The 26,742-nt window shown below is 63.6% G+C and carries 22 protein-coding genes; 5 read left to right on the forward strand and 17 right to left on the reverse strand.

Annotated features, from left to right (window positions below; translation table 11 throughout):
* Positions 1-2: 2 nt before the first annotated feature.
* Genes EV700_RS03350 through EV700_RS03365 form a run of 4 tightly spaced genes read right to left on the reverse strand, consistent with a single transcriptional unit; the run spans position 3 to position 5,162 of the window.
* Complete coding sequence (locus EV700_RS03350; RefSeq protein ID WP_130410927.1) at positions 3-1,133, reverse strand: MalY/PatB family protein; 1,131 nt, start codon at positions 1,131-1,133, stop codon at positions 3-5.
* Complete coding sequence (locus EV700_RS03355; protein ID WP_130410928.1) at positions 1,130-2,221, reverse strand: Lcl C-terminal domain-containing protein; 1,092 nt, start codon at positions 2,219-2,221, stop codon at positions 1,130-1,132. The genes EV700_RS03350 and EV700_RS03355 overlap by 4 nt, the downstream gene beginning before the upstream one ends.
* On the reverse strand, positions 2,218-3,873 hold the full coding sequence (locus EV700_RS03360; protein WP_130410929.1) for an FtsK/SpoIIIE domain-containing protein: 1,656 nt from the start codon (positions 3,871-3,873) through the stop codon (positions 2,218-2,220). The genes EV700_RS03355 and EV700_RS03360 overlap by 4 nt, the downstream gene beginning before the upstream one ends.
* Positions 3,870-5,162, reverse strand: a complete 1,293-nt coding sequence (locus EV700_RS03365) for a replication-associated recombination protein A (protein ID WP_130410930.1) — start codon at positions 5,160-5,162, stop codon at positions 3,870-3,872. Before EV700_RS03365 ends, EV700_RS03360 begins: the two co-directional genes overlap by 4 nt.
* Before the next feature lie 177 nt (positions 5,163-5,339).
* Between EV700_RS03365 and EV700_RS03370 the strand changes: the two genes are divergently transcribed.
* Complete coding sequence (locus EV700_RS03370; protein WP_130410931.1) at positions 5,340-5,600, forward strand: hypothetical protein; 261 nt, start codon at positions 5,340-5,342, stop codon at positions 5,598-5,600.
* 40 nt (positions 5,601-5,640) lie between these two features.
* Here EV700_RS03370 and fur read toward each other — a convergent pair whose 3' ends face one another.
* Positions 5,641-6,081: a ferric iron uptake transcriptional regulator gene (gene fur / locus EV700_RS03375; protein WP_130410932.1), complete on the reverse strand. Its 441-nt coding sequence runs from the start codon at positions 6,079-6,081 to the stop codon at positions 5,641-5,643.
* Between the two features lie 87 nt (positions 6,082-6,168).
* Between fur and EV700_RS03380 the strand changes: the two genes are divergently transcribed.
* Positions 6,169-6,570 carry an outer membrane protein assembly factor BamE gene (locus EV700_RS03380; RefSeq protein WP_130410933.1) on the forward strand — a complete coding sequence of 134 codons (402 nt, stop codon included), beginning with the start codon at positions 6,169-6,171 and terminating at the stop codon, positions 6,568-6,570.
* On the opposite strand, the gene EV700_RS03385 is transcribed toward EV700_RS03380, so the two are convergent.
* The 7 genes from EV700_RS03385 to EV700_RS03415 all read right to left on the reverse strand — a co-directional run bounded on the left by EV700_RS03385 (position 6,567) and on the right by EV700_RS03415 (position 12,382).
* On the reverse strand, positions 6,567-6,884 hold the full coding sequence (locus EV700_RS03385; protein WP_207224559.1) for an RnfH family protein: 318 nt from the start codon (positions 6,882-6,884) through the stop codon (positions 6,567-6,569). The genes EV700_RS03380 and EV700_RS03385 overlap by 4 nt on opposite strands.
* Positions 6,881-7,921, reverse strand: coding sequence for a hypothetical protein (locus EV700_RS03390; RefSeq protein ID WP_130410934.1), 1,041 nt, complete (start codon positions 7,919-7,921; stop codon positions 6,881-6,883). Before EV700_RS03390 ends, EV700_RS03385 begins: the two co-directional genes overlap by 4 nt.
* A 109-nt stretch (positions 7,922-8,030) precedes the next feature.
* Positions 8,031-9,974, reverse strand: a complete 1,944-nt coding sequence (locus EV700_RS03395) for a dynamin family protein (protein ID WP_130410935.1) — start codon at positions 9,972-9,974, stop codon at positions 8,031-8,033.
* Positions 9,971-10,264 carry a DUF167 domain-containing protein gene (locus tag EV700_RS17290; protein WP_130410936.1) on the reverse strand — a complete coding sequence of 98 codons (294 nt, stop codon included), beginning with the start codon at positions 10,262-10,264 and terminating at the stop codon, positions 9,971-9,973. The genes EV700_RS03395 and EV700_RS17290 overlap by 4 nt, the downstream gene beginning before the upstream one ends.
* 14 nt (positions 10,265-10,278) lie before the next feature.
* Positions 10,279-10,848, reverse strand: coding sequence for a YggT family protein (locus EV700_RS03405; protein WP_130410937.1), 570 nt, complete (start codon positions 10,846-10,848; stop codon positions 10,279-10,281).
* Positions 10,849-10,850: 2 nt separating this feature from the next.
* A complete protein-coding gene (gene proC, locus EV700_RS03410; RefSeq protein ID WP_130410938.1) occupies positions 10,851-11,675 on the reverse strand; it encodes a pyrroline-5-carboxylate reductase in 825 nt (274 codons plus the stop codon).
* The gene (locus EV700_RS03415) at positions 11,672-12,382 is read right to left on the reverse strand and encodes a YggS family pyridoxal phosphate-dependent enzyme (RefSeq protein WP_130410939.1); all 711 of its coding nucleotides are present in this window, start codon (positions 12,380-12,382) and stop codon (positions 11,672-11,674) included. Before EV700_RS03415 ends, proC begins: the two co-directional genes overlap by 4 nt.
* 94 nt (positions 12,383-12,476) lie before the next feature.
* On the opposite strand from EV700_RS03415, the gene EV700_RS03420 reads away from it, so the two are divergent.
* Positions 12,477-13,511 (forward strand): type IV pilus twitching motility protein PilT, encoded by a 1,035-nt coding sequence (locus EV700_RS03420; protein WP_130410940.1) that lies wholly within the window; start codon positions 12,477-12,479, stop codon positions 13,509-13,511.
* 14 nt (positions 13,512-13,525) lie between these two features.
* Complete coding sequence (locus tag EV700_RS03425; RefSeq protein WP_130410941.1) at positions 13,526-14,650, forward strand: PilT/PilU family type 4a pilus ATPase; 1,125 nt, start codon at positions 13,526-13,528, stop codon at positions 14,648-14,650.
* Between the two features lie 39 nt (positions 14,651-14,689).
* Here EV700_RS03425 and EV700_RS03430 read toward each other — a convergent pair whose 3' ends face one another.
* Together EV700_RS03430 and EV700_RS03435 are read right to left on the reverse strand one after the other, a co-directional pair.
* Positions 14,690-14,962, reverse strand: coding sequence for an anti-sigma factor (locus EV700_RS03430; protein WP_130410942.1), 273 nt, complete (start codon positions 14,960-14,962; stop codon positions 14,690-14,692).
* On the reverse strand, positions 14,956-15,561 hold the full coding sequence (locus EV700_RS03435; protein ID WP_165391312.1) for an RNA polymerase sigma factor: 606 nt from the start codon (positions 15,559-15,561) through the stop codon (positions 14,956-14,958). Before EV700_RS03435 ends, EV700_RS03430 begins: the two co-directional genes overlap by 7 nt.
* Positions 15,562-15,670: 109 nt before the next feature.
* On the opposite strand from EV700_RS03435, the gene EV700_RS03440 reads away from it, so the two are divergent.
* Complete coding sequence (locus tag EV700_RS03440; protein WP_130410944.1) at positions 15,671-16,153, forward strand: DUF11 domain-containing protein; 483 nt, start codon at positions 15,671-15,673, stop codon at positions 16,151-16,153.
* A 30-nt stretch (positions 16,154-16,183) separates the two neighbouring features.
* Here the strand turns inward: EV700_RS03440 and EV700_RS03445 are convergent, their stop codons facing one another.
* The 3 genes from EV700_RS03445 to EV700_RS03455 form a co-directional block, all read right to left on the reverse strand.
* The gene (locus EV700_RS03445) at positions 16,184-17,350 is read right to left on the reverse strand and encodes an OmpA family protein (protein ID WP_165391313.1); all 1,167 of its coding nucleotides are present in this window, start codon (positions 17,348-17,350) and stop codon (positions 16,184-16,186) included.
* Entirely contained in the window at positions 17,337-23,465 is a 6,129-nt protein-coding gene (locus EV700_RS03450; protein WP_130410946.1) for a DUF11 domain-containing protein, read from the reverse strand. The genes EV700_RS03445 and EV700_RS03450 overlap by 14 nt, the downstream gene beginning before the upstream one ends.
* Before the next feature lie 105 nt (positions 23,466-23,570).
* Positions 23,571-26,330, reverse strand: coding sequence for a beta strand repeat-containing protein (locus EV700_RS03455; RefSeq protein ID WP_130410947.1), 2,760 nt, complete (start codon positions 26,328-26,330; stop codon positions 23,571-23,573).
* Positions 26,331-26,742 lie beyond the last annotated feature (412 nt).

Raw genomic sequence — 26,742 nt, forward strand, 5'->3', positions numbered from 1 at the left:
CGTCAGCCGGAGACCGCCGCCCGCATCCGCTGCAAGGCTTCCTCCAGCAATGCCCGCGAACAGCCGAAATTCAGCCGCACAAAGCCTTCCGCCCCGAAATCGCGCCCCGGCGACAAGCCGACGCCGGCTTCCTCGAAAAACCGCTGGGGATCATCCACGCCCAGCGCCCGGCAATCGATCCACGCCAGATAGGTCGCCTCCGGCTTTACCACGCGCAAGCCGCCGACACCGTCCAGCGTCATCACCCGCTCACGGTTGCCACGCAGGTAATCCAGCAGTTCCGCCCGCCAGGCCGTGCAGTCCCGGTAGGCGGCCACGGTGGCGGCGTAGCCCAGGATATTCACATGCGGAACGATGCCCGCCATCGCCTTCCCGAATCGGCGGCGCAGGCTGTCCGAGGGGATCACGGCAACGGCTGCGCCCAGGCCGGGAATGTTATAGGTCTTGGACGGGGCCATCAGCGTGATCGAGCGGGACGCCGCGTCGGCGGATTGCAGGGCGAAGGGGCGATGCCGCAAGCCCGGCTCCAGGATCAGGTCGCAATGGATTTCATCGCTGACCACGATCAGGTCATGCGTGGCGGCATGTTCGGCGATTGCCTGCAACTCCCCGGCATTCCATACCCGGCCGATCGGATTGTGCGGATGGCACAGCATCAGCCCCCGTGTCCGCGCCGTAGTAGCGGCACGCAGGGCCGCGATGTCCCAGGTCCAGTCGTGTGCGGGGTCCAGACCGATACGGAGACTTGCCCGATCCTGATTGGCAGCGCTGGTGAACAGGTGCGGATAGACCGGTGTCGCCGTCAGCAACGCATCACCGGCTTCGCCAATGGCGCGGGCGGCGACATTGAGGCCGCACACCAGCCCCGGCAGCGGCACGATCCAGTCCGGTTGCACGGTCCAATCGTAATCGCGTTGCAGGGCGTCGGCAATCACCGGCGCGAATTCCGGTGGCGCGCCATAGCCGAACACCCCGTGCGCCAGCCGTGCCTGCAAGGCCGCCAGCACCGCGGGCGGCGCGGCGAAATCCATGTCAGCCACCCACATCGGCAGGATGTCGCGACCGGCGTATTTCTGCCATTTCAGGCTGTCGGAACCCCGGCGGTCGGGGGGCGTATCGAAGGAACAGGTCATGTCAGGTTCTCGGGCGCGGCGGTGCGCACCAGACGCAGGAACAGGGGATGGGTTTTCATCGTCACGCCGGCATGCCCATAGCCGAAGTAGACGGCATAGGCCGAACTGCGGGAGTCCGGGTCCGGGGTTGCCGTCCAGAAGCGGCTGCCCAGTCCTCCCATGTCGTGGAAGATATCCTCACGGATGTGGTAGTAGGTGTGAATGCCGCCGGTGATCAGGGTCGACAGTTCATCCAGGGTCGGAATGCGCCAGTCCTGATAGCCGCACCACCCTTCCGCGTTGACCCGGTGCAACCAGGCGTGGATATTGTTGCCGCGATTGGGGTTGCCCGGGCTGCCGCCATTGGCGGCGCGGTCAGGGTTGTACCAGGTCAGCTCCCCGCGATTGGGGAAATTATCCTGCGGTTCCCAGTTCACCGCCCACATCAGGCCGCTGCGACGGTCCGTCACCGCAGCCCAGCGCGCCTCGGAAGCCGGAACCGGCACACCCTCGCGGCTTATTTTCCGCCAGCCGGTGAACTGCCCTTCGGCAATTTCCAGGCGCTTGCGGTCACGGGCCGCCTGTTCCTCCTGCGCACGCTCCTCGGCCTCGCGGCGGGCCTCGGACAGAATCCGGATCTGTGACTCCTGCGCTTCCGGGATATTCCGGCGCAGCTCCGCCTGTTCCTCGGCATGACGACGCGCCAGTTCCTGAGCGGCCCGGCGCTCGCGCTCGCGGCGCTGACGCAGCGCCGCCAGACTGCGCTGCAAGGATTGTTGGGCAACCCGCGTGCTGTAGAGTTCGGCCGCCGCCATGATTTCGTCGGTCGCCAGCTCCTCGCCCCATTCGCCACGCGCCTTCTCGACGGCTTCCAACAGCTTTTCCAGCGCGCTCAGGCCCTGTTTCAGCGACAGCCCGACAATACCGTAATCCCGATCGGCATCCGGCTCGGTGAACGCGGCCAGTTCTTCCTGCAGATGCGGAAAATGCACCAGTACGCTGCGGTACTGCGCCATCAGCATCCGGATCGGTTCCAGTTGCTGACTGGCCCGGGCTTGTGTCAACGCCTGCAGGTATTGCGTGAAATCATGCGCCGTCAACAATTTCATGACCAAGCCTCCGCAGCGACAGGTTTCAGGGGATAACGCTCCCGCAAGGCATCCAGGGCGCGGGCCAGATCGGGGATCTCGGGCAGGTGGTCGAGTTCAACGCGCAGGTTGCCTTCAGGGTCGCCATCGCTAGTGTTCACCAGCGCCTGGAACGGCGGCATCGCCAGCGCCGCCTCATTCAAGCGACCGAACAATGCCTCGCTCTCGGCGCTGTTGCCCATCCGTAACGCAATCTTGAGCCGCATCTGGGCCCGGCAGGCCGCGTCCAGCAGGCTGTCCGAGCATGACTGGGCGCTGAAGACCGCATGCAAGCCCAGCGATGCCCCCGACCGCAACAACATCCGCAGGTCTTCCCGTAACCGGACGCCGTCTTCCGCCGCCATCAGGGCGGCATCAATATCGTCAACCAGCAGGAACCAGCGGGGTATCGGCATCGGTGCCCATCGATTGTAAGCCTCAAGGCTGCTGATGCCTGGCCCAGCCTCGCGCAGCAGACGGGTGCGCCTGTCCGCTTCGGCGGCAAACACCGCCAATACGGGCTGCAGCGCCCCGGAACCGCGCAGCCCCTGATGCAGCCACTCAACATGCGGCAGCTCGCCGAACAAGCTGAAACTGAAACCGTCCTTGTCGTCCAGAAGGAACAACCTGACCTGCGACGGCGGATATGCCTGGCACAACCGGGTCGCCAGCAACTGCAGGAGCGACGTCTTGCCGCTGCGGGTAATCCCGGCAACCAACGCATGGTGCACGTGCGCCGCACCGCCCAGCGACAGGCTGAAGGGACTGCCCCGCAGGCTTCCCACCGGAATCACCACCCCTTCTTCGCCGCCGACCGCCATTGGCGGCGTCTGCTTCAAGGCTGCGACGATACGGCTGGTCGCCCGCTGGCGCGCCTCCTCCTCCGGCGAGTCGACGACCGGGGCAAAAAAACGGTACAGATCCGCCAGCAACCCCAATGCGGGATCACGCACATCCAGCCCGCCATCCTTATCCACCAGCAACTGCAGGGCCGCCTGACGAATGTCTTCCAGCACGGCCTCCGCTTCCGCCTGTTGGGCGTTGTCCTGATAACGGACAGGCGGACAGCCAAGCACGACTATCGGGATGATGCCCAGTACGCCGCCGGACCGGAACAACTCACGCAGGTTGTCCAGCAATTCGAAATCGCCCCACAACCCCGGCAAGACCAGAAACTCGACCGGTTCCGTCACACGACGCGCCGCCAGACAGCTGATCCAGTCCGGCAAGCGCTCGCGCGCCAGCTGCACCCGCCGGTTACGGGCCTTGTCCACCTGGGCGGCGACGTGGGCGGTGATCTGACGGCGATCGGAGATCCGGCGGACGGCTTGATCGCCTGTCTGCCGTTGCAGTTCATCCAGCGCGGGGAAGCGCGCGGAAAGACCGGAATCACAGACGGTAATCCGGCATCCGGACGACGGGCTTTGCAGCAGCACTTGCAGGAGGCAGTTCTCCAACAGCCGGTCGGTATTCGCCGCCGCCTTCGGACCGGCCTGCAACAGCAGGCCGCGTCGATAGTCCATCGGCCAGATCACCGGTTGGGCATTGGCCGTGAGAACGCCCAACCGCCAGAACGGAGGAAGGCCTGCCTGCGGGCCGCACTGGTCGAGATGGAGCGTACCGGCGTCAATCACGTTTGCCCCCGCAACTGCCGCAGCCGCTCGCCAATCCGCGCTTCCAGACCACGATCGGTCGGTTCGTAGAAAACTCGGCCGTGCAACCGATCCGGCAGGAACTGCTGCCCCACGGCATGCCCGCCCGGCTCATCATGGTCATAGCGATAACCGGTGCCGTAACCCAGCTCCTTCATCAGCTTGGTCGGAGCGTTGCGGATATGCATCGGCACCTCCAGGCTGCCGGTCTGCTCGATGGCGGCGCGGACAGCCTTCCAGGCGGTATAGACCGCGTTGCTCTTGGAGCAGCAGGCCAGGTAAACCGCCACATTCGCCAGCGCCAGTTCGCCTTCGGGGCTGCCCAGCCGGTCGAACGCCTGCCACCCTTCCAGCGCCACCTGCAAGGCGCGCGGATCCGCGACGCCGATATCTTCCACCGCCATGCGCAACAGGCGGCGGGCGACATAGCCGGGATCGCAGCCGCCGTCCAGCATCCGCGCCAGCCAGTACAGCGCGCCATCCGGATCCGAGCCGCGCACCGATTTGTGCAGCGCCGAAATCTGGTCATAGAACTGCTCGCCGCCCTTGTCGAAGCGACGCAGGCCCTTGCCCAGGAAGCGCTCCAGCACGGCGTCATCGGCGCCGCCTTCGGCGCGGGCCAGTTCGTAGACCGTTTCCAGCAGCACCAGCGCCTTGCGGGCGTCGCCGTCGGCCATGCCCGCAACCCGCTCCAACCACTCAGGCGGCAGGCTGTCCGCCGCCGCGCCCAAGCCGCGCTCGGGCAGTGTCAGGGCGCGCTGCAGCAGTCCCAGCAGGCTGTCCGCGGTCAGCGGCTTCAGCACCATCACCCGCAACCGGGACAAGAGGGCCGAATTAAGTTCAAAGGAAGGGTTTTCGGTGGTGGCGCCGATCAGGGTGATGGTGCCGTCTTCGACATAAGGCAGCAACGCATCCTGTTGCGACTTGTTGAAGCGGTGGATTTCATCGACAAACAGCACGGTGCGGCGGGCCAGCAGGCCTTGCGCCTGCTGCTGGGCGCGCGCCACCGCCTCGCGCAACTCCTTCACCCCGGCCAGCACCGCCGACAGCGCAATGAAATCGGCATCGACATAGCGCGCCACCAGCCGCGCCAGCGTCGTCTTGCCGACGCCGGGCGGCCCCCAGAACACCAGCGACGGGCACTGGCCGTTATCCAGCAGGATGCGCAGCGGTGCGCCCGGCCCCAGCAAATGCTCCTGACCGAACACCTCGTCGAGGGTCTGGGGACGCATGCGGTCGGCCAACGGCCGGCTGGAAGAAGGAACGCTCATGGGTCATCCGGATGCCGAAAAAGGGGAACACCCCGGAGTATGACCGCCCGCTCTTCTTTGCGCCAGAATCCGGGCGATTGATGACACAAGCCATACGACAAACGCCGTCGCCTCGCCTTGGCAAGGCCGGGTTTTCAGCGCACCATCCGGATTCCCCCTTCACCCGGAGCCTGAGCGATGGAGTTTCCCGATCCCGACACCCGGCGCGCACGCCCGCCCGAACCGCCCCGGCGCGGTTTCATCAACCCGGCGTTGGTGCGCAGCCTGTCGTTTGCCGTGATTTCGCTGTGCCTGCTGTTCTGCACGGTCATCAGCATTCTGGCGGTATGGGATTTTATCGAACGCGACGATCTGGTCTGGCGGGCGTTTTCGACCCTGCTGATCGTGGGATTGGCGACCTGGGTTTTCAATCAGGTCAACGAACGCTTCGGGGAGTAAAACGGAAACCGCCGGTGAATACCGGCGGCGGTCACGCGGCTCAGCGCTTGGCGCCGTACTGTTCGCGACACTCGGGGCGGTTGCAGACGCCGTAAAGATGCAGGGCATGCCCGGTCAACACGAAGCCCATCGAATCCGCCACCTTGCGTTGCTGCTCCTCGATCACCTCGTCATGGAATTCCAGCACCTTGCCGCAGGTAACGCAGACGATATGGTCGTGATGCTCGCCCTGGCTGATTTCGAACACGGAATGCCCGCCCTCGAAGTGGTGGCGCTCGACAATGCCGGCGGCCTCGAACTGGGTCAGCACGCGGTAGACGGTCGCCAGCCCGACATCCTCACCCTGCTCCAGCAATGCCTTGTAGACATCTTCGGCGCTCAGGTGGTGCACCGGCGAGCTTTCCAGCAACTCCAGAATCTTGATGCGCGGCAGGGTGACTTTCAGTCCTGCCTTGCGCAGGTCCTGATTACTCAATGGCATGGGAACGGGCCTCATAACAGAATAACGCTAGAATGATGTAGGATTATCAGCTTATGCTTCGCGTCAAACAAGTGAGGATGGTCGATTGTGCGGCAAAAGCTGAAGGTGGCCCTGTTCTGTTCCCTGAGCCTGCTGGGTGGTTGCAACGCCCTGCATGTCTATACCATTGACCTGCCGCAAGGCAACCCGGTGACGCGTGAGACCGCGTCCCGCCTCAAGACCGGCATGACGCCCGCACAGGTGCGCTACATCCTGGGCACCCCGATGGTGGACGATCCGCTGACCACCGACCGCTGGGATTACGTCTATACCTTCCAACCGGGCACCTATGCCCGTCAGGCCGGGCTGAAGCCGGTCACCAACCAGCATCTGGTGGTGCGCTTCACGAACGGCAAGGTTTCGGCCATTGAAGGACTCGAAACGCTGCCGGAAAAAAGTCAGGGCGCCCTGCCCAGCCGTGACCGCGGCCTGAACGCCGAGCCGCTCTAGGCCCCGCCCGACCGGGCCTCGCGCGCCTTGGCGGCGCGCTCCCTGCGGGCATCCTTGGGGTCGACCAGCAGTGGCCGGTAAATTTCGACCCGCTCCCCCTCGCGCAACACCCGCTCCCGGGGATTTTTCTCAATCTTGCCAAAAACGCCCAGGCTGGCGTTATCCAGGTCCAGCCCCGGGACTTTCTCGACGATCCGCGACCGGACCGCCGCATCATAAAGCGTCGCGCCTTCCGGCACCTGCAAGGCGATCACCCATTGCCGTTCCGGCAGCGCATAGGCCACCTCGACGGCAATCAGGCGGTCATCGCTCACAGGAACACACCGGCCATGACCCACAGGCAGACGCCGGGCACCAGCAGGCGCACGGCGACCCGCCACAGGTTATAGACCCCTTCGGACGGCAGGTTCAGCGCCTTGCGGACATGACTGATCTTCATCACCCAGCCCACAAAAACCGCCAGGACCAGCAAGGGCAGCAACCCGCCCAACTGCACCAGCGTCAGGAAAGTGGGGACGCCCGCCGGGATGACCAACGCCCCGACGCCCCCGGCCGCGATCGCCAGCGCGACCGGCTTCGAACGACCGCGGGACTGCAACTGCTGCATCAGCACATCCAGCATCAGCGCCGTCGCAAACAAGGCCGGGACCAGGTAGGCGCAGACGGCGGGCTGGTGCCGGATATCCCCGGCCATCAGCGCCAGGATACCGGCCAGCACCTGCAGCCCCCAAAACGGCAGGATTGATGCAGCGGCGGAGTCATCACCCGGACGGCGCTGCGCCAGCCAGGCCTGGACGCCGGCTCCGGCCCCGCCGGACAACAAGGCCAGCAAAGCCGCATAACGCCAGCCCTCGGCGGTCGGCAGCGCAAAATGGACATTCGGCCCGCCCAAGACCACGGCGGTCATCACCGCACCGGCCGCCAGCACACCGCCGACGCCCAGCACCCGTGATGCGCCCACCCAGGCGATTCCGGCCGCCACCGCCAGCAGCGCCCAGGGTGTGGCGTCCGCCAGCCAGGATGGTTCGTCGGGCACAAAGTCCGCGCCGGCGCCGACCGACAAGGCCGCCAGCACGGCCAACAGTCCCATGCCGAAGGGGACGAGCCCGCGCCAGGCGGTCCGGGCGTCACTGTCGCGGGTGATGGCGGCGATGCCCGCCAGCGGCCACTGACGGCTGCGGCGCACCAGCGCAAACTCCAGGAAGGCGGCGGGTAACGCCAACGCCAGCATACATACCAGCCAGGCCAGCGACAGGCCCAGCGGGGTGTTGCCTTCAGGCGCCGGGAATACCGCCGGCAGGGTCAGGGGCAGCAGCAGCGCGGCCCCGCATTCGGGAAAGGCAAGCTTCATGGTTGAAACCGGGGATCAGGGGATTCGGCCCGCATTGTCGGGGATTACGGGGACAGGCTCAAGAGGTGAACGGCCACCCGGCATGATCACGCGCGGGATGACCGTTTCGTCAGACCAGTTCGACCGGCTGCAGACGGAAGGAAACCTCGATCAGGAATTTTTCCTGTTCGTCCAGCAGCTCCAACTGGTGCTGGATGCTGACCAGCCGCTGGTCGCGGGTGGCGTCGATCATCTGCAGATGTTCCAGCCGCTGCAATTGTTCGTCAATGCGCTTCTTGGCCTCCAGCGTCTGCTGCATCAGCGGCGCCAGCGACTGCTTGCACCAGCGCAGCGCTTCTTCGCGGGCCTTCTCGTAGAGATTCTTGGCTTCGCGGGCCAGGGTTTCGAAGAAGTGGTCGAAGACCTTCTCCTGACTGGCCAGCAGATTGCCGAAACGGTTCTTGTAAGGCGCAGCCTGTTTTTCCAGCTCGCCGAACTCGTCGATAAAGGGGTCGATATTGATATCGGGATATTGCACGCCGGTAGCGCCGACCTCCTGGAAGTAGCGCTGGTAGATCTTGTCGACCGTTTGCCGCGAACCGTCCAGTTCGTCGCGCAACCGGCGCATGTCCAGCTTCAGCCCCTGGAAGAAAATCCCCACCGCTGTCGCCACCCCGAAATTCAGGGTGTTCTTGGTGGCCTCGCGGGCGCGATTGAAATGCCACTCCAGCTTGTCGTCACCCACGACCTCGCCGATACGCGCCAGATGCTGCTCCAGCTGCACCTTGCCTTCCTGCAGGATCACCAGCCGCTGGCTGTGCTTTTCCTGGTCGCGGCGCACCAGACGGGTCAGGCCGACCAGCTCGACTTCGACATCCTTCTCGTTGCGGCTGAAAATGCTGTGCTCTTCCTTCAGCGATTCGCGTTGCGCCACCAGCGAGTTCAGGCTGGTGTCGACCATCTCGATCACCTCCTTGAGCGTGGTGTTGCGCAACGACTGCTCGCGCGCGGAAATCACGGAACCGGCCAGCGCCATTTCCAGATCGGTGATATGGCTCTTGTCCAGGCGGTCGGGGTCGTCATGGATATGGGCGCGCATCGCCTGCTTGGCGCTGAGCGGCATGACGTTGTGGTCAGGCAGGTGCAACTGGCGGGCGGAAAGGCGGACCATGCGGCGCAGGCTTTCCTCGGCGTTGACGGGCAGGTAGTCAACGTCTTCCTCCTCCAGCAGGTCGATCTTGTTGATGATCGCGTACAGCGCGGTATTGCTGCGCGCCGCCAGGTCGCGGACGTGGTTGTTCCAGATCGCGAAGTCGCTGGCGGTGACGCCGCATTCGGCGGACAGCACGAACAGCAGCGCATGCGCGTCGGGCAGGAAGCTCAGCGTCAGTTCCGGCTCCAGGCCCAGGGCGTTCAGGCCGGGGGTGTCGATGATCGACAGGCCCAGCCGCAGCAGGGGGTGATCGAGGTTGATCAGGGCGTGACGCCAGGACGGGATATGGACATAGCCCTCCTTCTTCGACGACGACTCCAGGAATTCCACTTCGAAACCCAGGCTTTCCGCCACCTGGGTCGGCACTTCGCGGGTCTTGGCGACCTCCTCGAAGGCGCGCTGCATGGACTGCGGGCTGTTCAGGTCGATGTCCAGATGCGCCCAGTGTTCCAGCTGGCGGCGATAGGACGACAGCGGCGTGCCGCTGTTGCGGGTCTGGATCGGCAACAGCTTGATGTAGGGCGAGTTGGATTGCGGATCGTAGAACACTTCCGTCGGACACATGGTGGTGCGGCCGATACGGGTAGGGAAAAGCCGGGATTTGAAGTGTCTGCCGAGCAAGGCATTGATCAGTTCGGTCTTGCCGCGGGAAAATTCGCCGACGAAAGCCAGCAGGATGCGGTCCGTGGTAAAGGCGCGCAGGCAGCGCGCCAGCTTGTCGTCAAGATCGACCGTGCTGAGCCCCTGCTGGTGCAGCCACATGCGGTAGCGCTTGATTTCCGTGGCGATCGACAACTTCCACGCGCTGAACGCCTGGATGCCGGTCAGCAACCGGTCTCCGACCTGAACTGCCTGAGTCACGTTTCCGTCCCCTGTACCATTGTTTTTATTGCGTCGGGCAAGCCGGCGGCCCGTGCTATGCGGATCCGCTTCTGACGGCTGGTTTCCCCGCTGATCAAAGAAACATCCTGTCGTTTTACCTGAAAAAGTCCGGCAATAAAACGGCAAAGTTCATCATTGGCCTTTCCGTCCACCGGCGGGGCCTGCAGCCGCACCTTGATGGCGTCGCCATGCAGGCCGTCCAGTCCGGAACGGCGCGCCCCGGGCTGCACATGCAGGGACAGGATATAGTCCTCCCCGTCCCGACGCACCGGACCGGCGATGCTCAGAGCAGCATTCCCGCCAGAGGGGCCGCCACGCTTTTCAGCAGGATCTGCACCACCTGGATCGCCAGGAAGGCAAAGATCGGCGACAGGTCCAGCCCGCCCATGGACGGCAGCAGACGGCGGAACGGCGCCATCACCGGCTGCGCCAACTGGTTGATCATCGCCGTTACCGGGTGATACCCCTGCGCGATCCAGCTGAGGACAACACTGACCAGCAGCAGCCAGAAAAAGAATTCGGTCATCATCCACAACAGGCCGAACACCGCCTGGAACACCAGCAGCAAGGGCGGCAGGGTGGCCCCGGTATTGACCAGGCTCAGGCCCGTCAGCAGCAGCAACTGCACCAGGACAATGGCCAGCAAGGCGGCCCAGTCATGGAAGCGCGAACGCGGCAGCGAGGCGCGCAACGGTCTCAGCAAGGGATCGGTGGCGCGGACAATGCCTTGCGCCACCGGGTTGTAGAAATCGGCCTGCACCAACTGCATCAGGTAGCGCAACCACATCAGCAGCAGCAGGATATGCCCGGCGGTGCCCAGCAACAGGTTCAGCAACTGGCTCATGGCGTTCATGGTCAGTCCTGCCCTCCCAGTACGTCCGCCAGTTCGGCGCCGCGGGCGGCGCAGGCCTGCAAGGCGTTGGCGAATGCTTCACGGACTTTGCCGGCGTCCAGGGCGGCAATGGCGCGCTCGGTGGTGCCGCCGGGAGACGTCACGCGGCGGCGCAGTTCTTCCGGCCCGGCATCGGCGGTAATGGCCATCTGGGCGGCGCCGAGAGCGGTCTGCAGGGTCAGCGAACGGGCGGTGGCTTCATCCAGGCCCAGGCTGCGCCCGGCGGCGACCATCGCTTCCATCACGTAGAAGAAGTAGGCGGGACCGGAACCGGAAACGGCCGTCACACTGTCAATCAGCGCCTCATCCTCCACCCAGACCGTGATGCCGACCGCCCCGAGGATTTCCGCCGCCCGGGCGCGCAAGGTCTCGTCAACGCGGGGGTTGGCATACAGGCCGGTAGCGCCCGCCTGCACCAGCGCCGGGGTATTGGGCATGGCGCGGACGATGGCGAGGTTGCCGCCCAGCCAGCGCTCGATGCTGGCGGCCGGAATGCCGGCGGCGATGGAGACGATCAGGGGCCGGCGCGCCTGCACGATACCGGCCAGCGGCTTCAGCACGTCCTTCAACACCTGCGGCTTGACGGCCAGCACCAGCACATCGGCGCGGGCGGCCAGCGCCTGGTTGTCCTGCGTGGTCCAGACGCCCTGGCTTCGGAAGGCCTGCAACTGCTGCTCGCTGGTATCCGACAGCGCCAGCCGTTCCGGGGCGTGGCCGCGGGCCAGCAAACCGCCCGCCAGTGCGCCGGCCATGTTGCCCGCGCCAATGAATCCGATCGTGATAGTCATGTTGCCTGGGTTTCCTGCTTTCGTGTTGCGCGTTCACCGAAGATGGCTGTCCCGACCCGCACCAGCGTGCTGCCGGCGGCGATGGCCGGCTCCAGATCGTCGGACATGCCCATGGAGAGTGTATCAAAGCCAGACGCCGCAAGGGCAGGAATGTTTGCCAGCAGCCGGTCGCGCAGCGCGGAAAGCGCGGCAAACGCCGGCGTATTGCCCGGACGGGGAATCGTCATCAGGCCGCGCAGGCGCACATTCGGCAAGGACAACACCGCGCGGGCCAGCGCCTCGACGTCCTCGGGCGCACAACCCGACTTGCTGTCCTCATCATCAATATTCACCTGCAGGCAAATATTCAACGGCGGCAGGCCCGCCGGACGCTGCTCCGACAGGCGCCGGGCGATCTTCAGCCGGTCGACGCTGTGCACCCAGGCGAAATGCGCCGCGACCTCGGCGGTCTTGTTGCTCTGCAACGGCCCGATCAAGTGCCATTCCAGCGGCAAATGTGACAGGGTCCGTATTTTGTCGACGGCTTCCTGCACATAATTCTCACCAAAGGCCAACTGCCCGGCCGCCATGGCCCGCTCCACCTCCGCCGCGGTTCGCGTCTTGCTGACCGCCAGCAGCCGGACACTCTCCGGCGGCCGGCCGGAAAGCCTGCAAGCGGCGGTAATCCGGTTACGAACGGCCTCGAGTTGAAAAGGAATGTCTGTCATGCTTGAAGCGACCTGATGAAAGCATTAAGTTAGCCTATTCTATAAAAAAACCTGACGGGTGCTGACATTTCGCCCCGCAAATTCTGGAGCCCCCATGGATATCACGGAACTGCTGGCGTTCTCCGCCAAAAACGGCGCCTCTGACTTGCACCTCTCGGCCGGTCTGCCCCCGATGATCCGCGTTGACGGCGAAGTGCGCCGCATCAACCTGCCGCCGCTGGAACACAAGGAAGTCCACCGCCTTGTCTACGACATCATGAACGACAAGCAGCGCCGCGATTACGAAGAATTCCTCGAAACCGACTTCTCGTTCGAAGTGCCGGGCGTGTCCCGCTTCCGCGTCAACGCCTTCAACCACAACCGCGGCGCCGGCGCCGTGCTGCGGACCATTCCCTCGAAGGTGCTGAGCATGGAAGACCTGGGCATGGGCCAGATCTTCAAGGACATCAGCGAATACCCGCGCGGCGTGGTGCTGGTGACCGGCCCCACCGGTTCCGGCAAGTCGACGACGCTGGCGGCGATGCTGGACTACATCAACGGCACCCGCTTCGACCACATCCTCACCATCGAGGATCCGATCGAATTCGTGCACCAGTCGAAGAAGTGCCTGATCAACCAGCGCGAAGTCCACCGCGACACCCACGGCTTCAACGAAGCGCTGCGCTCCGCCCTGCGGGAAGACCCGGACATCATCCTCGTCGGCGAAATGCGCGACCTGGAAACCATCCGCCTGGCGCTGACCGCTGCGGAAACGGGCCACCTGGTGTTCGGCACCCTGCACACCACCTCCGCCGCCAAGACCATCGACCGCGTGGTCGACGTGTTCCCGGCGGAAGAAAAGGACATGGTGCGCGCCATGTTGTCGGAATCGCTGCAGGCTGTTATTTCCCAGACACTGCTGAAGAAGAACGGCGGCGGCCGCGTCGCAGCGCATGAAATCATGATCGGCACTCCCGCGATCCGTAACCTGATCCGGGAAAACAAGGTTGCCCAGATGTACTCGGCCATCCAGACCGGCGCCTCGCAGGGCATGCAAACCCTCGACCAGTGCCTGAAAAACCTGGTCGCCAAGGGGGTCATTTCTCCGGCCGTCGCCAAGTCGGCCGCGAAGATCCCCGATAATTTCTGATGTGGAGCTGAATCATGGATTTTGATGACCTGTTGAAGCTGATGGTCGAAAAAGGCGGTTCCGACATGTTCATCTCCGCCGGGATTCCTCCTTCCATCAAGCTGAACGGCAAGATGGTCCCCATCACCAAGAACCCGCTGACCCCGGACGTGGCCCGCGAGGTGGTGCTGAGCATCATGTCCGAGGACCAGCGCCTGGAATTCCAGCGCACCAAGGAATGCAACTTCGCCATCTCGGCGCGCGGCATCGGCCGTTTCCGGGTCAGCGCCTACTATCAGCGCAACATGGCGAGCATGGTGTTGCGCCGCATCGAGACCAATATCCCGAAAGTCGACGACCTGAAGCTGCCGGAGATCATCAAGGAACTGGCGATGACCAAGCGCGGCATCATCATGTTCGTCGGGGCGACCGGCACGGGTAAATCCACGTCGCTGGCGGCCATGATCGGCCACCGCAACACCAACTCGCGCGGTCACATCATCACCATCGAGGACCCGATCGAATTCCTGCACCAGCATCAGGGTTGCGTGGTTTCGCAGCGGGAAGTCGGCCTGGATACGGAAAGCTTTGAAGTGGCGCTGAAGAACACGCTGCGCCAGGCGCCCGACGTCATCCTGATCGGTGAAATCCGGACCCGTGAGGTCATGGACTTCGCCATCGCCTTCGCCGAGACCGGCCACCTGGTGCTGGCGACCCTGCACGCCAACAACGCCAACCAGGCGCTGGACCGCATCATCCACTTCTTCCCCGCCGACCGCCACGAACAGCTGTTCATGGACCTGTCGCTGAACCTGCGCGGCATCGTCGCCCAGCAGCTGGTGCCGACGCCGGACGGGAAAGCCCGTCGCGCCTGTATCGAAGTGCTGCTGAACACGCCGCTGGCCAGCGACTACATCCGCAAGGGCGAAGTGCACAACCTGAAGGAACTGATGAAGAAGTCGCGGGAACTGGGCATGCAGACCTTCGACCAGGCGCTGTTCGACCTGTATACCGCCGGGGAAATCACCTACGAGGACGCGCTCAAGCACGCCGATGCGCCAAACGACCTGCGCCTGATGATCAAGCTGGGCAACACCAACGACAGCCGCTACCTCGATCAGGCCACGCGCGGACTCAGCCTGCAGAACAGCGACAACTGAACCGGACAGCAAAGCCCGATCGGGAGGACAGGGGGCGGCTTACAGGCCGCCCTCTTTCTTTTCAGCGGCGGACGGCTGGGCGGGCGCGCCCTCCAGGATTCGGGCCAGCAGCACATCCAGTTCATCCGGCGCCGGCGCTTCCGCCAATGGCAGCGCCTGCGAAACCGCCCGGGTGGTGCGCAACTGCCGGATATAGCGGCGGCAGTAGCGGCAGAACAACAGGTGCAACCAGAAGCCGGCGCGACGCCAGCCGCGCATCTCGCCGGATACGAAGGCTTCGCCATGACGGACGATATCGCGACATCTCAACATGAGGCGCCCTCTTCAAACTGGTTGATGATCTCCATCAGCCGCAACCGCGCGCGGTGCAACAGGACCCGGACATTGGCCGGCGTCGTTCCCAGGGTTTCCGCAATTTCGGCGAATTCCAGACCGGACTGGTCACGCAGCAGCCAGGCCAAACGCTGGGCTTCGGGCAGCTCCTGCACCTTCTGCTGCAGACGCCGGGCCAGCTGTTCCCGTCCCAGGATGTCTTCCGGGGTATCGGCGGTCCAGGAGGCCAGCGGGTCGTTCCAGTGGCCCCAACGGTCAAAGCGCTCCGCCATCGGCATACCCTCTTCCAGCACGGCATCCAGCGACTGGGTCAGACGGGAGCGATCATAGCGATGATGGCTGTACGCCGCGTTCAATACGATCCGGGTCAGCCAGGTATTCAGCGTCGAGCGTCCCTCGAAACGCGGCAGCGCCCGGAAAGCCTGCAGCCAGGCGTCCTGCACCACGTCCTCGGCGGCTTGTCCGACCAGGCTGCGGGCAACCGCCACCAGACGGCCATGGTGTTGCCGCACCAGTTGCCGGCAGGCCGCCTGGTCACGGGCAACCAGACGGCGAATGAATGCCTCATCTTCCTGCATGGGGGAAATCCGGCCCTTTTCTTGTGGCACAAGCATAGAGGGCGGGATGACAGCCTGACAACACCCTTCTATAGTTAGACGACCATTCCGCCCGATCGTTACACCCGCCATGAAGAAATACGCGCTTCGCCTGATTTTGTCCCTGCTGTCCCCCGCCCTGCCGGGTCTTCTCGTCATTCCGGCGGCGCATGCCGATGTCGAGCTGAGCATGAGCGCCCAGAAGGAAGTGTTGCAGGCGCTGGCCGACGGCAGCACCGGCGTCCGCCTGGAGCCCGCCTCGCACTTGCGTGAGGGCGACACCTTGCTGGTGACCATTCATTACGTCAACACCGGAGAGGGGACGGCCGCGACCGTCACGATCGACAACCCGGTGCCGCCGGGCATGGTTTTCCAGCCGGGCGGCATGTCCGGTGAAAATGCGGAAACCCTGGTGTCGGTCGATGGCGGCGCCAATTATCGCAACGAAGAAGGCATTTACCCGCCGGCGGTGACGCATGTGCGCTGGCTGGTGCATGATGTGGCGGCACAGGCGGCCGGGGATGTTTTCCTGCGCTTGAAAGTCAAGGCCAAAGAAAAAGCCGCCCATCCCTGAGCGGCCTTTCTTTCTCTTGATGGCCCCGCCTCAGCGCGTTTTGCGCGGGGACTTGCCGGACTTCGCTTTAGCCTTGCGGGCCTTGGCGGCCGGTTTGACCTTGGCGGTTTCCACCTGCAGATCATCGCGCTGGGCGTAAGACTCGATTTCCACGCCTTGATAGTGAATTTCGACGCGACGGCTCAGCGCATGGTTCACCAGCGCATCCTGCCCGTCATTCAAGGTGTTCTCCATGCCGCGGGCATAGGTGGAAATCCGCTCGGGTGCTACACCCAGCTTGATCAGGTAGGCGCTGACCGCATCCACGCGCCGTTTCGACAGCTTCAGGTTATAGGCCTGGCTGGCGCGAGCATCGGTATGGCCTTCCAGGGTGATGTTCATCGCCGGATACGTCTTCAGGATCTTCGCCACGCGCTCCAGCACCTTCGCCGACATGGCGTTGATATCGGACTTGTCCAGGCCGAAGTGGATATTGCGGGGCACGTTCGCCAGCAGGCTGGGCGCGGGCGGCGGTTTCACCGGTTCCGGAACCGCCGGGACAACCGGCGGCGGCGTAACCACGACCGGCGTTTCAATATTGGCGCAGGGCTTGGGCGCTTCCGGCGGGCAGATGCAGTTATCCGCCAGCTTCTGCGCCCGCTTCGCCAGGCGCTCGGCGGCGGCGAAATGCTCGCGGGCATGACGCCAGCCCAGTTCCTTGTTCTCGTGACCGGCCCAGACCAGACGGACTTCCATTTCCGCCAGCGGCGCGGCGGCACAGGAGAACCCCTGATGCTGCTTCAATTCCGCGGCGATCTTCCACAGATCCTCACGCAGCCGCTGTGACTCGGGAATGACCGGGGTGTCCAGCGTAATGCCGCTGATGCCGCCCTCCAGTTGCCCGACCAGCCACGAGGACTGTTCCAGCGCCTGCTCGATGACCTGGCTGCGGTCGTTTTCATGATACTCATGCGTGGCGAAGTCCAGCCAGGCCTGCGCCTTGACCAAGTAGTAATTGTCGGCGGCCATGCCGCCGGCGTTGACGCGGGCGATACGGTCCTGCAAAGCCTGCAGCCCCTTCAGATCCGCTTGGACGGCCTGATCGGTAATGCGTTGCTCCTGCGGGTTCAGGGCTTCGGCGGCATGCGCTCCGGCAGCCAGCCACAGGGCGGAACACAGGCTCAATGTCGCCAGACGACGCGGATTACGGGCTGACATTTTCTTCAGGCTCCAGGGTCTTGTTGATGCCGGGTTTGCGGGCGTTGAAGAGGTCTTCATCAAACTTGAAACGGAAACGGAGGTAGAAGCCGTTGACCGTGTAATCGTTCCCCACCAGATCGGCATCCTTGTAGCTCAGGAAGTTGTAACCGGCAGACAGCCACAGATTCGCCATCGCCAGATAACCGGTTTCGACACCCAGGACATAGCGCTTTTGCCCGCCGTCATCCCAGACCTGTCCGCCCTGGACACTCGCCTCCCAGCGCTCCGTGATGTCCCGGATGACGCGCACACCGGCCATGCGCGTCAGGCTGTCGGACTGCAATCCGTTGGAATCATCCTGTACTTTCTTGGCGGCAACATTCCCGGCCAGCGTCAGGCGGCGCACCGGGTGATAGTTGACGTGACCGGACACGATCACCGAGCGGCGATCGATCAGGGCCAGCTTGTTGCTGCGATCATCTTCCAGACGATATTCCAGCTTGGTCAGGGCATCCCAACGGTTGCTGTCGACCTGACGCCAGGCCAGGCCGGTCTGGAAGCGGTCCAGCACCTTGTCGCCGGTGGTCTTGTTGTCGGTCAGGTTAAAGGTATTGCGGGTCAGCAAGGTCCAGTCACGACTCAGCTTCCAGGCCAGGCCCAGCTGGTTGAGAATGGTGTTGGAAGCCTTGGCCCAGCGCAGATCCAGCTTGCCGGTGGCCTTCCACAGCTCGCTGGGCAGATATTCCAGGCCCAGGCTGACGGCCGTGGCGTCGTTGGCATCGGCACCCTTGAGGGTGGTAGTCCGTTCCAGGTTGGTGTTGAAGCGCACATCCTTGGCCAGATACCAGCGGTTGCGCAAGCCCACCGCCGCTTCCGACTCGGTGGCGGTAATGGCATCGCGGACGCGATATTCGCTGAACACGCGGCCATCCTTCATGTATTCGTCCTCAATCCCGACGACGGTGGTGTTCCGTTTTTGCTGGTCGTTGAGGGCATTGCCGCCCGAGAGGCTGGAAATCAGTTCATGGCGGGCATAAAGACGGCCCTGGGTTCCCAGTCGGTAATCGCCGCCAATGGCAGCCACGCGCAATTCGGGATCGTTGACATCCTGCTCGTACTCCAGGAACGCCGAAGCGCCCGGCAGACGCGCGAACTGGGCGTTCAGCTTCATCCAGGCCGTCACCCCTTCGTAGGGCGTAACGCCCAGGCTGCTGACAGAAGCCGCCGCACGCGATTCGTCATAAATGCGCGATCCGACTTCCAGCCCCAGATGCTCATTGATCTTCCGTTCCAGACTGACCTTCAGCCCCTGACGCACACCGTTTGTGGACGCATCTTCGGTGCGAGTGGCCTCGACACGGAACAAGCCCCATTGCGGCAGGTTGACCCGCAGACGGGCGCCGCTTTCGGCGCGACCGGCGCTGACGGAAGCGGCGGTATTGTCAAATGACGATTCGCTCTGGGCATGGAACAAACGCCAGTAGGCCGTTCCCTTTTCATGGACCACTTCCACCCTACCGGCCGCGCCGACGCCCTTGCTTTCGCGGTCGGAAGCCGCACCTTCGACGGTCACGCGGGTGTCGGCATCCAGCTTGTAGGTGGCGTTGACGCTGCCCAGTTTGTAAGCGTCGGCGGGGTTATCCTCGGAAACGGCCGCAGCGCCCACGGTCAAACGCTCCGAGAGCTGTTGCTGGCCTTGCACGCCGCCAACCCAGTATTCCGGGCCATTGTCACCGACTTCAAGGGTGACGCGGATGAAGTAGGGATTGAGGTTGGCGTCCAGGCTGGGCACCGGAGCCTTGAAGATCAGGCTGCCGGTCAGCGGTTCGAATTCGTAGTCGATGAAGCGGGTCTGCGCCTGCGTTGACAGGATCAGGCCGGGATTGTTGCGGTCACGCAGAATGATTTCGACCTTTTCACTGTTGACCAGCAGCCCGTTGACACCGGCCAGCGCATACGGCCCGGAAACCCCCAGCGCGGGAATTTCCAGCGTCTGCTGGTTGCTGTTGGTCTGGGCGACAAAGACGGTGGTCGAGGCGGTCGCCGTTTCATGATGCGCCCGGACACCGGTCAGCGAACGGCTGTACTGGCCCAGCTCCATGGCGGGCGCATTCTCGATGCGGGTGTTGTAGTCGCCGAACAAGGCATAGGAACGGCCCTTGTCAACCCGGACATACAGCTTGCCGGTCGACTGCGCGTCAAAACCCTTGGCGGCGGCATCGCCATAAACCGGGTAATACTCCTCGGGACGGATATCGCGGAACAGGGCCTGGCTCGACGGCTTGTCGGAATCGTAGGCCATGGTCAGCAGATATTCGCCCTTGACCTTGCCCTTGAGGAAGAAGGCCAGCCGTCCGGTGGTGTTCAACTGGCCGTTGTCACTGCTGGACAGGCTGGTGAGCTCTTCCTCGAAGCCGTCGGCGGCCATCGCCGGCGAGACCTTGGCGGTATCAAAATTCCTGAAGCTGACCATGCCTTCGGCGATACCGGTGGCGATCATCGGCCGCAATTCCGGCACGAAACGCACGGCCATGGTTTCCTTCAGGACGCCGGAACGCACCACCACCTCCCCGGCTCCGGGCTGGGTCGGCGACTGCAGGTGCAGCGTGGTTTCCCCACCCTCGACAAACAGTTGGGTGCCGGGTTGCTTCGGGTCCAGATCTTCTTCCAGTATCTGACCGGCGTTGGCCTCCACCGTCACCTGGGTGCGCGACGTGACCGGGACGCCATCCTTGTCATGCAGGATCAGGCTCAGGGTCAGGATGCTTTCGCCATCGGCGGACAGGCTGGCGCCGGGTGCAAACAGCTTCAACGCCACCAGTTCGCCCGGCGCCACGACCGACACCGAGGCCTCGCCGCGCGAATTGCCCATCGGGTCCTTCAGTTTGAGCTCGATCAGGTTCTGGCCCGCGTCGAGATCCACCCCGATGTATTCCCGCCCTTCCAGCCGGGTGTCCTGCACCGTGATGCGTTTGCCGACCCGGGTAAACGGCACTTCGCGACCATTGACCGTCAACTGGAAGGTCGCCCCCAGTTGACCCTTGACCTGAATGACGGTTTGACGCGAGGGCAGGATTTCCCCGCCCTTCAGGTTCAGGATGGCGGCGCTGCGGTCCGTGGTGGTCAGATAGCCTTCCAGGTCGGACTGGACCTTGCGCGCCTTCTTGCCTTTCCGGCTCTTGATCTGTTCGACCAGCTCGGGCATTTTCGCCTTGCCGTGCACGCCGCAGGTCTGGTCCGCGCCTTGCAGGCAGCCGGAGGCGGGCAGCGAACGCACATCACTCAACACGACCGGCACCACCGGGAGATCGGCCTTCAGGTTGCGCTCAAGCTCGCCGATCACCTTGTCGCCATCGGCGCGGCGCTGGAAGATCTCTTCCATGCCCGGACCGTCGCAGGTTCCCGAACCGGAGGTTACGGCAAAGTCGGCGCGGTGCAGCTCGGAAGGCTTGAGGTCCACGAAACGGCTGAAGGGATCGCCGCCGTTACGGACGCTCTGCTCAATCACCTCGATATCGCGGGGCAGCGTCGTCCGGTCGAGCTTCAGCACGTGGGTCTTGGCGCGGACGCCATAGAAGTCGAATTTGCCCTCGACATCCGAAACGACATAGGTGCCGTCCTCCAGATACATCCGGACTCCGGGAACGCCCACTTCCTCCACGCCCTGAACGCCGTCGCGATTGCAGTCCGTATAGATCTTGCCGGTAATGAAGCCTTCGGTCGAAAACACGCCCGGCGTGACCCGCACCTTGTAGGACGCCACATTGGAGGTAACGCCGCCGGGCGTATTTTCCGTCGCGGTGGCAATGTTGATGGCGGCGCCGTTACGGCTTACCGCGCCGACCCGCAGACGATAGGTAATGGTGCGGACCGCCTTGATGTCCATGTCATCCAGGTCGAAGTGAATGATGCCGCTGCCGGTGTCCGGCTCCTTCGCCACCCCGTCGACCCGGGCGGAATTGGCGACATAGGTGAAACCGGCCGGCAGTCGATCCTGAACCTGCACATCGATCGCCTTTTTGCTGCCGACGTTGCTGACTTCCAGCTTGTAGTCCACGAATTCACCCAACTCCACGGCCGTACGGTCGCTGGACTTGCGGACAAAAAGGCTGGCCTTCAAGGCCTGGGGATCAAGCGGGATGTCGATTTCGACCGGGCCCAATCCCGGCGTTACCTGAAAACGCTCGCCGCGCGAACCGGCGACCACCACCCGCATGAAGCCGGCGGGGATGGTGAAGGTGCTGGGGAAGGCATAGCCGGCGGGCGGCGTCACCTGCAATGCATACTCTTTCACGCCCGGGATACTGGGCTGGACCAAGGGGAAGCGGTACTGCCCCTCTTTACCGGCCTGGGCGGTGGTCGTCAGGACATTACCGACACAATCAGGATCCTTGGCCGGCGCGGGGACAGGCGTTCCGGGAAGATTGGCGGTGCCGGGAGTACAGGCAACACCGTTGTCATCCCAGACATCGACCGCATCGGGAAGCACATTGCCGGCTCCATCCACATAAACAAGACGGACCTGCGCGCCGCTGATTTCCTGATTGGTCTGGCTGTCGAAAACAACGCCGAACGGATCAACCAGTACCTGACTGCTGATTTTCACGGTTTGGCCGTGGCTCAGATCGGGATTGAGGCAAAAGAGGATCTTCGCCTGCAGGATATCGTGACGGATCGTTTCGAGGGATTCATCCGCCGTATCAATGGCGCCGCCGCCATACACATGCGTCGGGATACCGATCGTCGGGATGGTGGCCGGATCGACGCCGGGCGCGGCGGTCCATTCGCCGAAGTGCACCACCCGGAAAACCCCCGTGTTCGGGCCGGTTTCCAGCGCCGTGACCGTCACGGCATCCTTGCCTTGCGCGTCATAGAATGCAGGCAACGGGCTGTTCAGCACCCCGTCATTTTTCGGGTTATTGCCCGAAGTAACCTGAATCACCAGGTAATCGCGTCGCCCGGACTGGGTATTACACGCCGAGCAGGTTGCCTCCAGATACAGGTCATCGCCCTGCCGGATACGCAGCGCCAGGTCCAGATACTGCTTTTCCTTGTTGACAATCCGGGGAGACAGCCCGGACTCCACCAGCGTCGTCACCGGATTGGAAAAGACCGTGCGGTCAATGTCGGCCAGGCGGTGCAGGAACGTAAACTGGTTGGCGACCGTATTCTGGACCACATCGTCGGGAACGATCGCCGTAAAACGCAATTCGTCCGACTGATTCCCGTTGAAGCTGGTATAGGCCAGACCGATGCGGTCGACCCGCGCGAAATCAGTCGGCGGCGTGGTGACGTACAAACCGGCCGAGGACTCGGCCAGATGGTAGATCACCTGACCGGGCCCTGCGTATACCGGGGCTTCCTTGAGCCGGACATTGGCCGGAATGGGATCATCCACCACCATCCGGGGCACAATGGCGCCGTTGATGCTGACCAGGGCGGGCAAGGCCGGATACGCGTTGCGGTTGATCATCGACAGGGTATAAACCAGGGAGTCGCCGCGCTTGGCGGCGGCGGTGCTGACGGTCTTGGTCAACTGGATCAACGGCCCGGAGACCACGGAATCATCATCCCGCACCATCGTCCCGGCCGGGTCCAGCTTGGAAGCGACCGTCAGCCGCGTTTTGTAGTGAAAGCCCTCGTCCGCGTTGACCGGAACGATCCCCCGGATCAGGAGACTGGCGGTCGCTCCGGAATTCAGGGTGATGACCGTTCCATCCGGCAGGGCCTCACCCGGGTCCTCCTGACCATTGCCGTTGGCGTCGAACACCAGATGCAGGCCGGACAAGACCCCGCTGTCGCCGCCCAGATCCGACACGCTCAGCGTGTAGTTGTCCGCTGCGCTGCCATTGTTGGAAAGCACATGCTGCCAGGTTACCGTGCTGCCGGGCGAGGTGGTGACGAGCTGGTCAGCCGTCAGGAAAGCCGCCGTGATTTCAACGACCGTGGTATTGGATGCTGTCTTCTTCTTTTGCGTTGCGTTGATGGGATTATCGTATTCGGCCGTTGCCGTATTCAGGATACGGGTGCCGGCCGGCGGAAGCGCGGCCAGGGCCGACCCCGCCATGGCCAACAGGCACACCCACACCATGACGGTGTGATGTGCGAGGCGGCCAAGGAGGGATACATGCATGGAAAGTACCGTAATTATTAAGAATTCTGAGTGATACAGAAAGGAGCCGGCCTAAGCCGGCTCCGGTGCTGCAATGACCATCCCTGGTCTGATCCATCAAACGGCTTAGTTGTCGATCTTCACACCGATTTCGACGGTTTCGGAAGCACCGCCGTTCAGGGTGGGGATCGTCGCCTGCACGTTACCGGTGTAGCCGTTGGCGGGAGCTGCCGGGGTAGTAATGGTATTACCCGCACCGCTGACGCTCGGACGGCCGCCGGCCACGCTCAGGGACGTGAAGGACGGGGTGGCGTCACTGACCACCACGCCGGTCGCCGGGGACACGCCCTGGTTCTGCACGCTGATGCGGTAGATGATGCAAGCGCCCGGCTTGGCCGACAGGGTGGTCAGCACAAAGCCGCCGCCGTCTTCCGTACCGTCGCAGTTGGCATCCAGGGCCTGGGTCTTGGTCAGACGCACCTGACCGCCGATGACGCTGGTGGTGTCGGTGTTGAAGACCGCTGCCGGAGCCGCCACGGAGTTCACCGTGCCGGTGGTGGTCAGGGTCACCGTCGCCACATCGGTATCACCCGGGTTGGCGCTGGCGTTGGACAGCACACGGGCGAAGATGCGGATCGACTCACCGGCATCCAGACCGGCGGAAGCGCCGGAAACAAAGGTGCTGAGGTCGGTGATCGGTGTCGCGGCTTCACTGACATCCAGCACGCCGTTGTTGTTGGCGTCATAGAACAGCTGGGTAGCCCAGGGATTCGGAGCACCGGTCGAGTTGGCGGCGGACAGCACCACTTCACCCACGGCATCGCCTTCAGTCACGTTACCGTTGTTGGTGATGATGTGGACATAATCCACCGTACCACCCGGATAAACCGTGTTGCTGTTGTTGGAGGTGATTTGCAGGCTGCGAACCGTGTTCACGGTTACGGCGTCCAGCTTGCGGTCGGTGGCCAGGGTGGTCGGCGAGGTGGTCTTGAACCAGATCGCCTGCGAGGTCACCGGGGCATTGCCGGCAGGAACGGAAACCACGGCGCAATAGGTGGCCGAAGCGCCCGCGTTCAGGGTGCCGGTGTTGGAGGAAGACGCGCCCAAGGTGGAGCAGTTGCCTGCGCCGCCGTCAGCATAGTAGGCCACAGTCCAGCCGGAAGGCAGGTCGTCGGTCGCGCCGAAGGTGCCGTCCTTGTCCGCCAGGAAGTTGTAGCTGTCCGCCGTCGGGGAGGTGTTGTTCACGTCCAGACGGAAGGTCGCCGAGCTGCCCGGATTCACGGTCTTGGTGGTGAACGCCGCGCCGCCGTTGGTTTCGTTGACGACGCCGGTGCCCACGCCCAGGCCGGGACCGTTGCTCAAGTCAACCGTGCTGCCGGTGATCGCATCGAGGTGATCGGTGACGGTATCGTCCTGATCGCCTGCGGTCACGATCGTGCCGCTTGCGGTCGAAGTCGCGGTCACCAGGATGTCGTAGCCCAGGCCGCCGTTGTTACCGCTGGCGGTGCCCGGCAGGGTCACTTCCAGGTAAACGGTGTAACGGGCGCCGGCAGCCACCGGACCGGTATCGACGATGAAGTCGCCGTTGGTATCGACCAGCTGGTTCACGCCGTCCGACTTCAGCAGGCGGATGGAGGTGCCGGCCGGGAAGTTCAGGTTGGAGTAGTCGATATTGAACGAATCGGTACCGTTGCCCTGGTTCCAGATTTCGTTGGCGAAGGTGAAGGTGGAGCCCTGATTGACAGCGCCGTGCTCAACGATGTCATTCACACCGGTATCGGTGTTGATGGTGGAGCTGTCGTTGGCGCCGACGTTACGGGTCTGCAGGACCTGGAACTGGACATCGTTGGTATCGGCGGGGCCGATCGGCGTCTTCACGCCGGCGCCGTCCGGATCATAGGTCCACTTGGCGGTGTTGGTCAGGATGCTCGGCGGAGTGGTCGCATCCACCTGCACGGTGAACTTGATCTGGCCGGTGACGTTGGGAGCCACGGAGCCGACGCTGGCGGTCACGGTGGAGCCGGTGATGGAGAAGACGTCGCCGTCAACGCCATCGGTCTGGCCCGCGCCGTTCCACAGACCGGTACCGCCCACGTAGGTGGCGCCCGCCGGAATGGCGTCCGTCAGGGTCACGCCGGTGGCGGTGTTGCTGCCGACGTTGGTATAGGTCAGGGTGTAGGTGATCTGGGTGCCGGTGGGGCCCTGGGTCACGTTGGCGGACTTGGTCACGTTGATGACCGCATCAGCCGTCACGATCGCCGTATCCACATTGGTTTGAACCGCGGGATCGTCTGCCGGAACAGCGTTGAAAACCTGCGAATCGGCGGTCACGTGAACGACGGCCGTGTTGCCGTCCAGCAGGCCGCTGGCCGGGGCATAACCCACCACCACGAAGGTGAACACGCCATTACGGGGCAAGCTGACCGTGGTGCCGGCGAGGTTGGTCGCATTATCCGCGACGCCGTTGCCGTCCGCATCGGCATAGATCGCCAGCGTACCCAGGTTGAAGTTGTCGCCCGCCTGGTTCGTTGCATTCAGCAGGAAGGTATCGGTGCCGTTACCGGTGTTGGTCAGGGTATGCGGATAGACGACCTGGCCGCCCAAGGTCACATACTTGGACTGCGTGGCGTCCAGCGTGAAGCTGGCCACTTGCAGCACCGTCGTGCTGACCGGGTTGGAGGTGGCGCTGCGGGGCGTACCGGAACCGTCGTTGTACGACGCGGTTGCGATGTTGCTGATTGACTGGCCGGCGTTGGGCGCGGCCGCAAAAGCCGTTCCCGGCAGGGCAGCGACGCCGCCCAGCACCATGGCGACAGACAGCGCCAGTTGATTGAAGCGCCAGGGTGACCGCGTAGGCCCGGCCCGGCGAGTAGTAGTGTTGCTCATAGGATAACTCCCCCAAAGAGTTTGCTTGGATTATTTCGTTAACTGTGCCAGCCCGACAGGAACCGGCATCGCCCACAGTTTCCCTGTGCCAGAAAACAGTGGGCGTCCTGCCCCTGTAACAGGCCTTGCCCGCAAAACGCAGACAAAACCCCACTGTGATGCGGCTTTGGGCCACATCAGCAATTCTTGATAATTGAGCCGACAGGCTCTGATGGATGGCGCTTACCCGGTCTGTCGCATGGGACCGGTCAGGCCGTCAGGGATGCCGGCGCAGTACGCCGGCCTAGGATGCCAGGGTGGCGGCGTCAAGGCCGTCCCCCCTCTCATGAAATGGCTATTCATCATGAAACTCCCCCAAAGAGTTTGCTTGGATGTTCTTTTTGACATTACCGGCAGGCCCGGAGCAGGTTTT

Source organism: Fluviicoccus keumensis, assembly GCF_004217445.1.
Taxonomy (GTDB): Bacteria; Pseudomonadota; Gammaproteobacteria; order Pseudomonadales; family Moraxellaceae; genus Fluviicoccus; species Fluviicoccus keumensis.

Coding starts and splice junctions, on each gene's coding strand:
- EV700_RS03415 (WP_130410939.1), bottom strand. CDS start 12,382: ATGACAGACATTCCTTTTCAACTCGAGGCCGTTCGTAACCGGATTACC.
- EV700_RS03350 (WP_130410927.1), bottom strand. CDS start 1,133: ATGACCTGTTCCTTCGATACGCCCCCCGACCGCCGGGGTTCCGACAGC.
- EV700_RS03405 (WP_130410937.1), bottom strand. CDS start 10,848: ATGAACGCCATGAGCCAGTTGCTGAACCTGTTGCTGGGCACCGCCGGG.
- EV700_RS03455 (WP_130410947.1), bottom strand. CDS start 26,330: ATGAGCAACACTACTACTCGCCGGGCCGGGCCTACGCGGTCACCCTGG.
- EV700_RS03355 (WP_130410928.1), bottom strand. CDS start 2,221: ATGAAATTGTTGACGGCGCATGATTTCACGCAATACCTGCAGGCGTTG.
- EV700_RS03445 (WP_165391313.1), bottom strand. CDS start 17,350: ATGTCAGCCCGTAATCCGCGTCGTCTGGCGACATTGAGCCTGTGTTCC.
- fur (WP_130410932.1), bottom strand. CDS start 6,081: ATGCCATTGAGTAATCAGGACCTGCGCAAGGCAGGACTGAAAGTCACC.
- EV700_RS03430 (WP_130410942.1), bottom strand. CDS start 14,962: ATGTTGAGATGTCGCGATATCGTCCGTCATGGCGAAGCCTTCGTATCC.
- EV700_RS03440 (WP_130410944.1), top strand. CDS start 15,671: ATGAAGAAATACGCGCTTCGCCTGATTTTGTCCCTGCTGTCCCCCGCC.
- EV700_RS03450 (WP_130410946.1), bottom strand. CDS start 23,465: ATGCATGTATCCCTCCTTGGCCGCCTCGCACATCACACCGTCATGGTG.
- EV700_RS03370 (WP_130410931.1), top strand. CDS start 5,340: ATGGAGTTTCCCGATCCCGACACCCGGCGCGCACGCCCGCCCGAACCG.
- proC (WP_130410938.1), bottom strand. CDS start 11,675: ATGACTATCACGATCGGATTCATTGGCGCGGGCAACATGGCCGGCGCA.
- EV700_RS03435 (WP_165391312.1), bottom strand. CDS start 15,561: ATGCAGGAAGATGAGGCATTCATTCGCCGTCTGGTTGCCCGTGACCAG.
- EV700_RS03365 (WP_130410930.1), bottom strand. CDS start 5,162: ATGAGCGTTCCTTCTTCCAGCCGGCCGTTGGCCGACCGCATGCGTCCC.
- EV700_RS03420 (WP_130410940.1), top strand. CDS start 12,477: ATGGATATCACGGAACTGCTGGCGTTCTCCGCCAAAAACGGCGCCTCT.
- EV700_RS03390 (WP_130410934.1), bottom strand. CDS start 7,921: ATGAAGCTTGCCTTTCCCGAATGCGGGGCCGCGCTGCTGCTGCCCCTG.
- EV700_RS03425 (WP_130410941.1), top strand. CDS start 13,526: ATGGATTTTGATGACCTGTTGAAGCTGATGGTCGAAAAAGGCGGTTCC.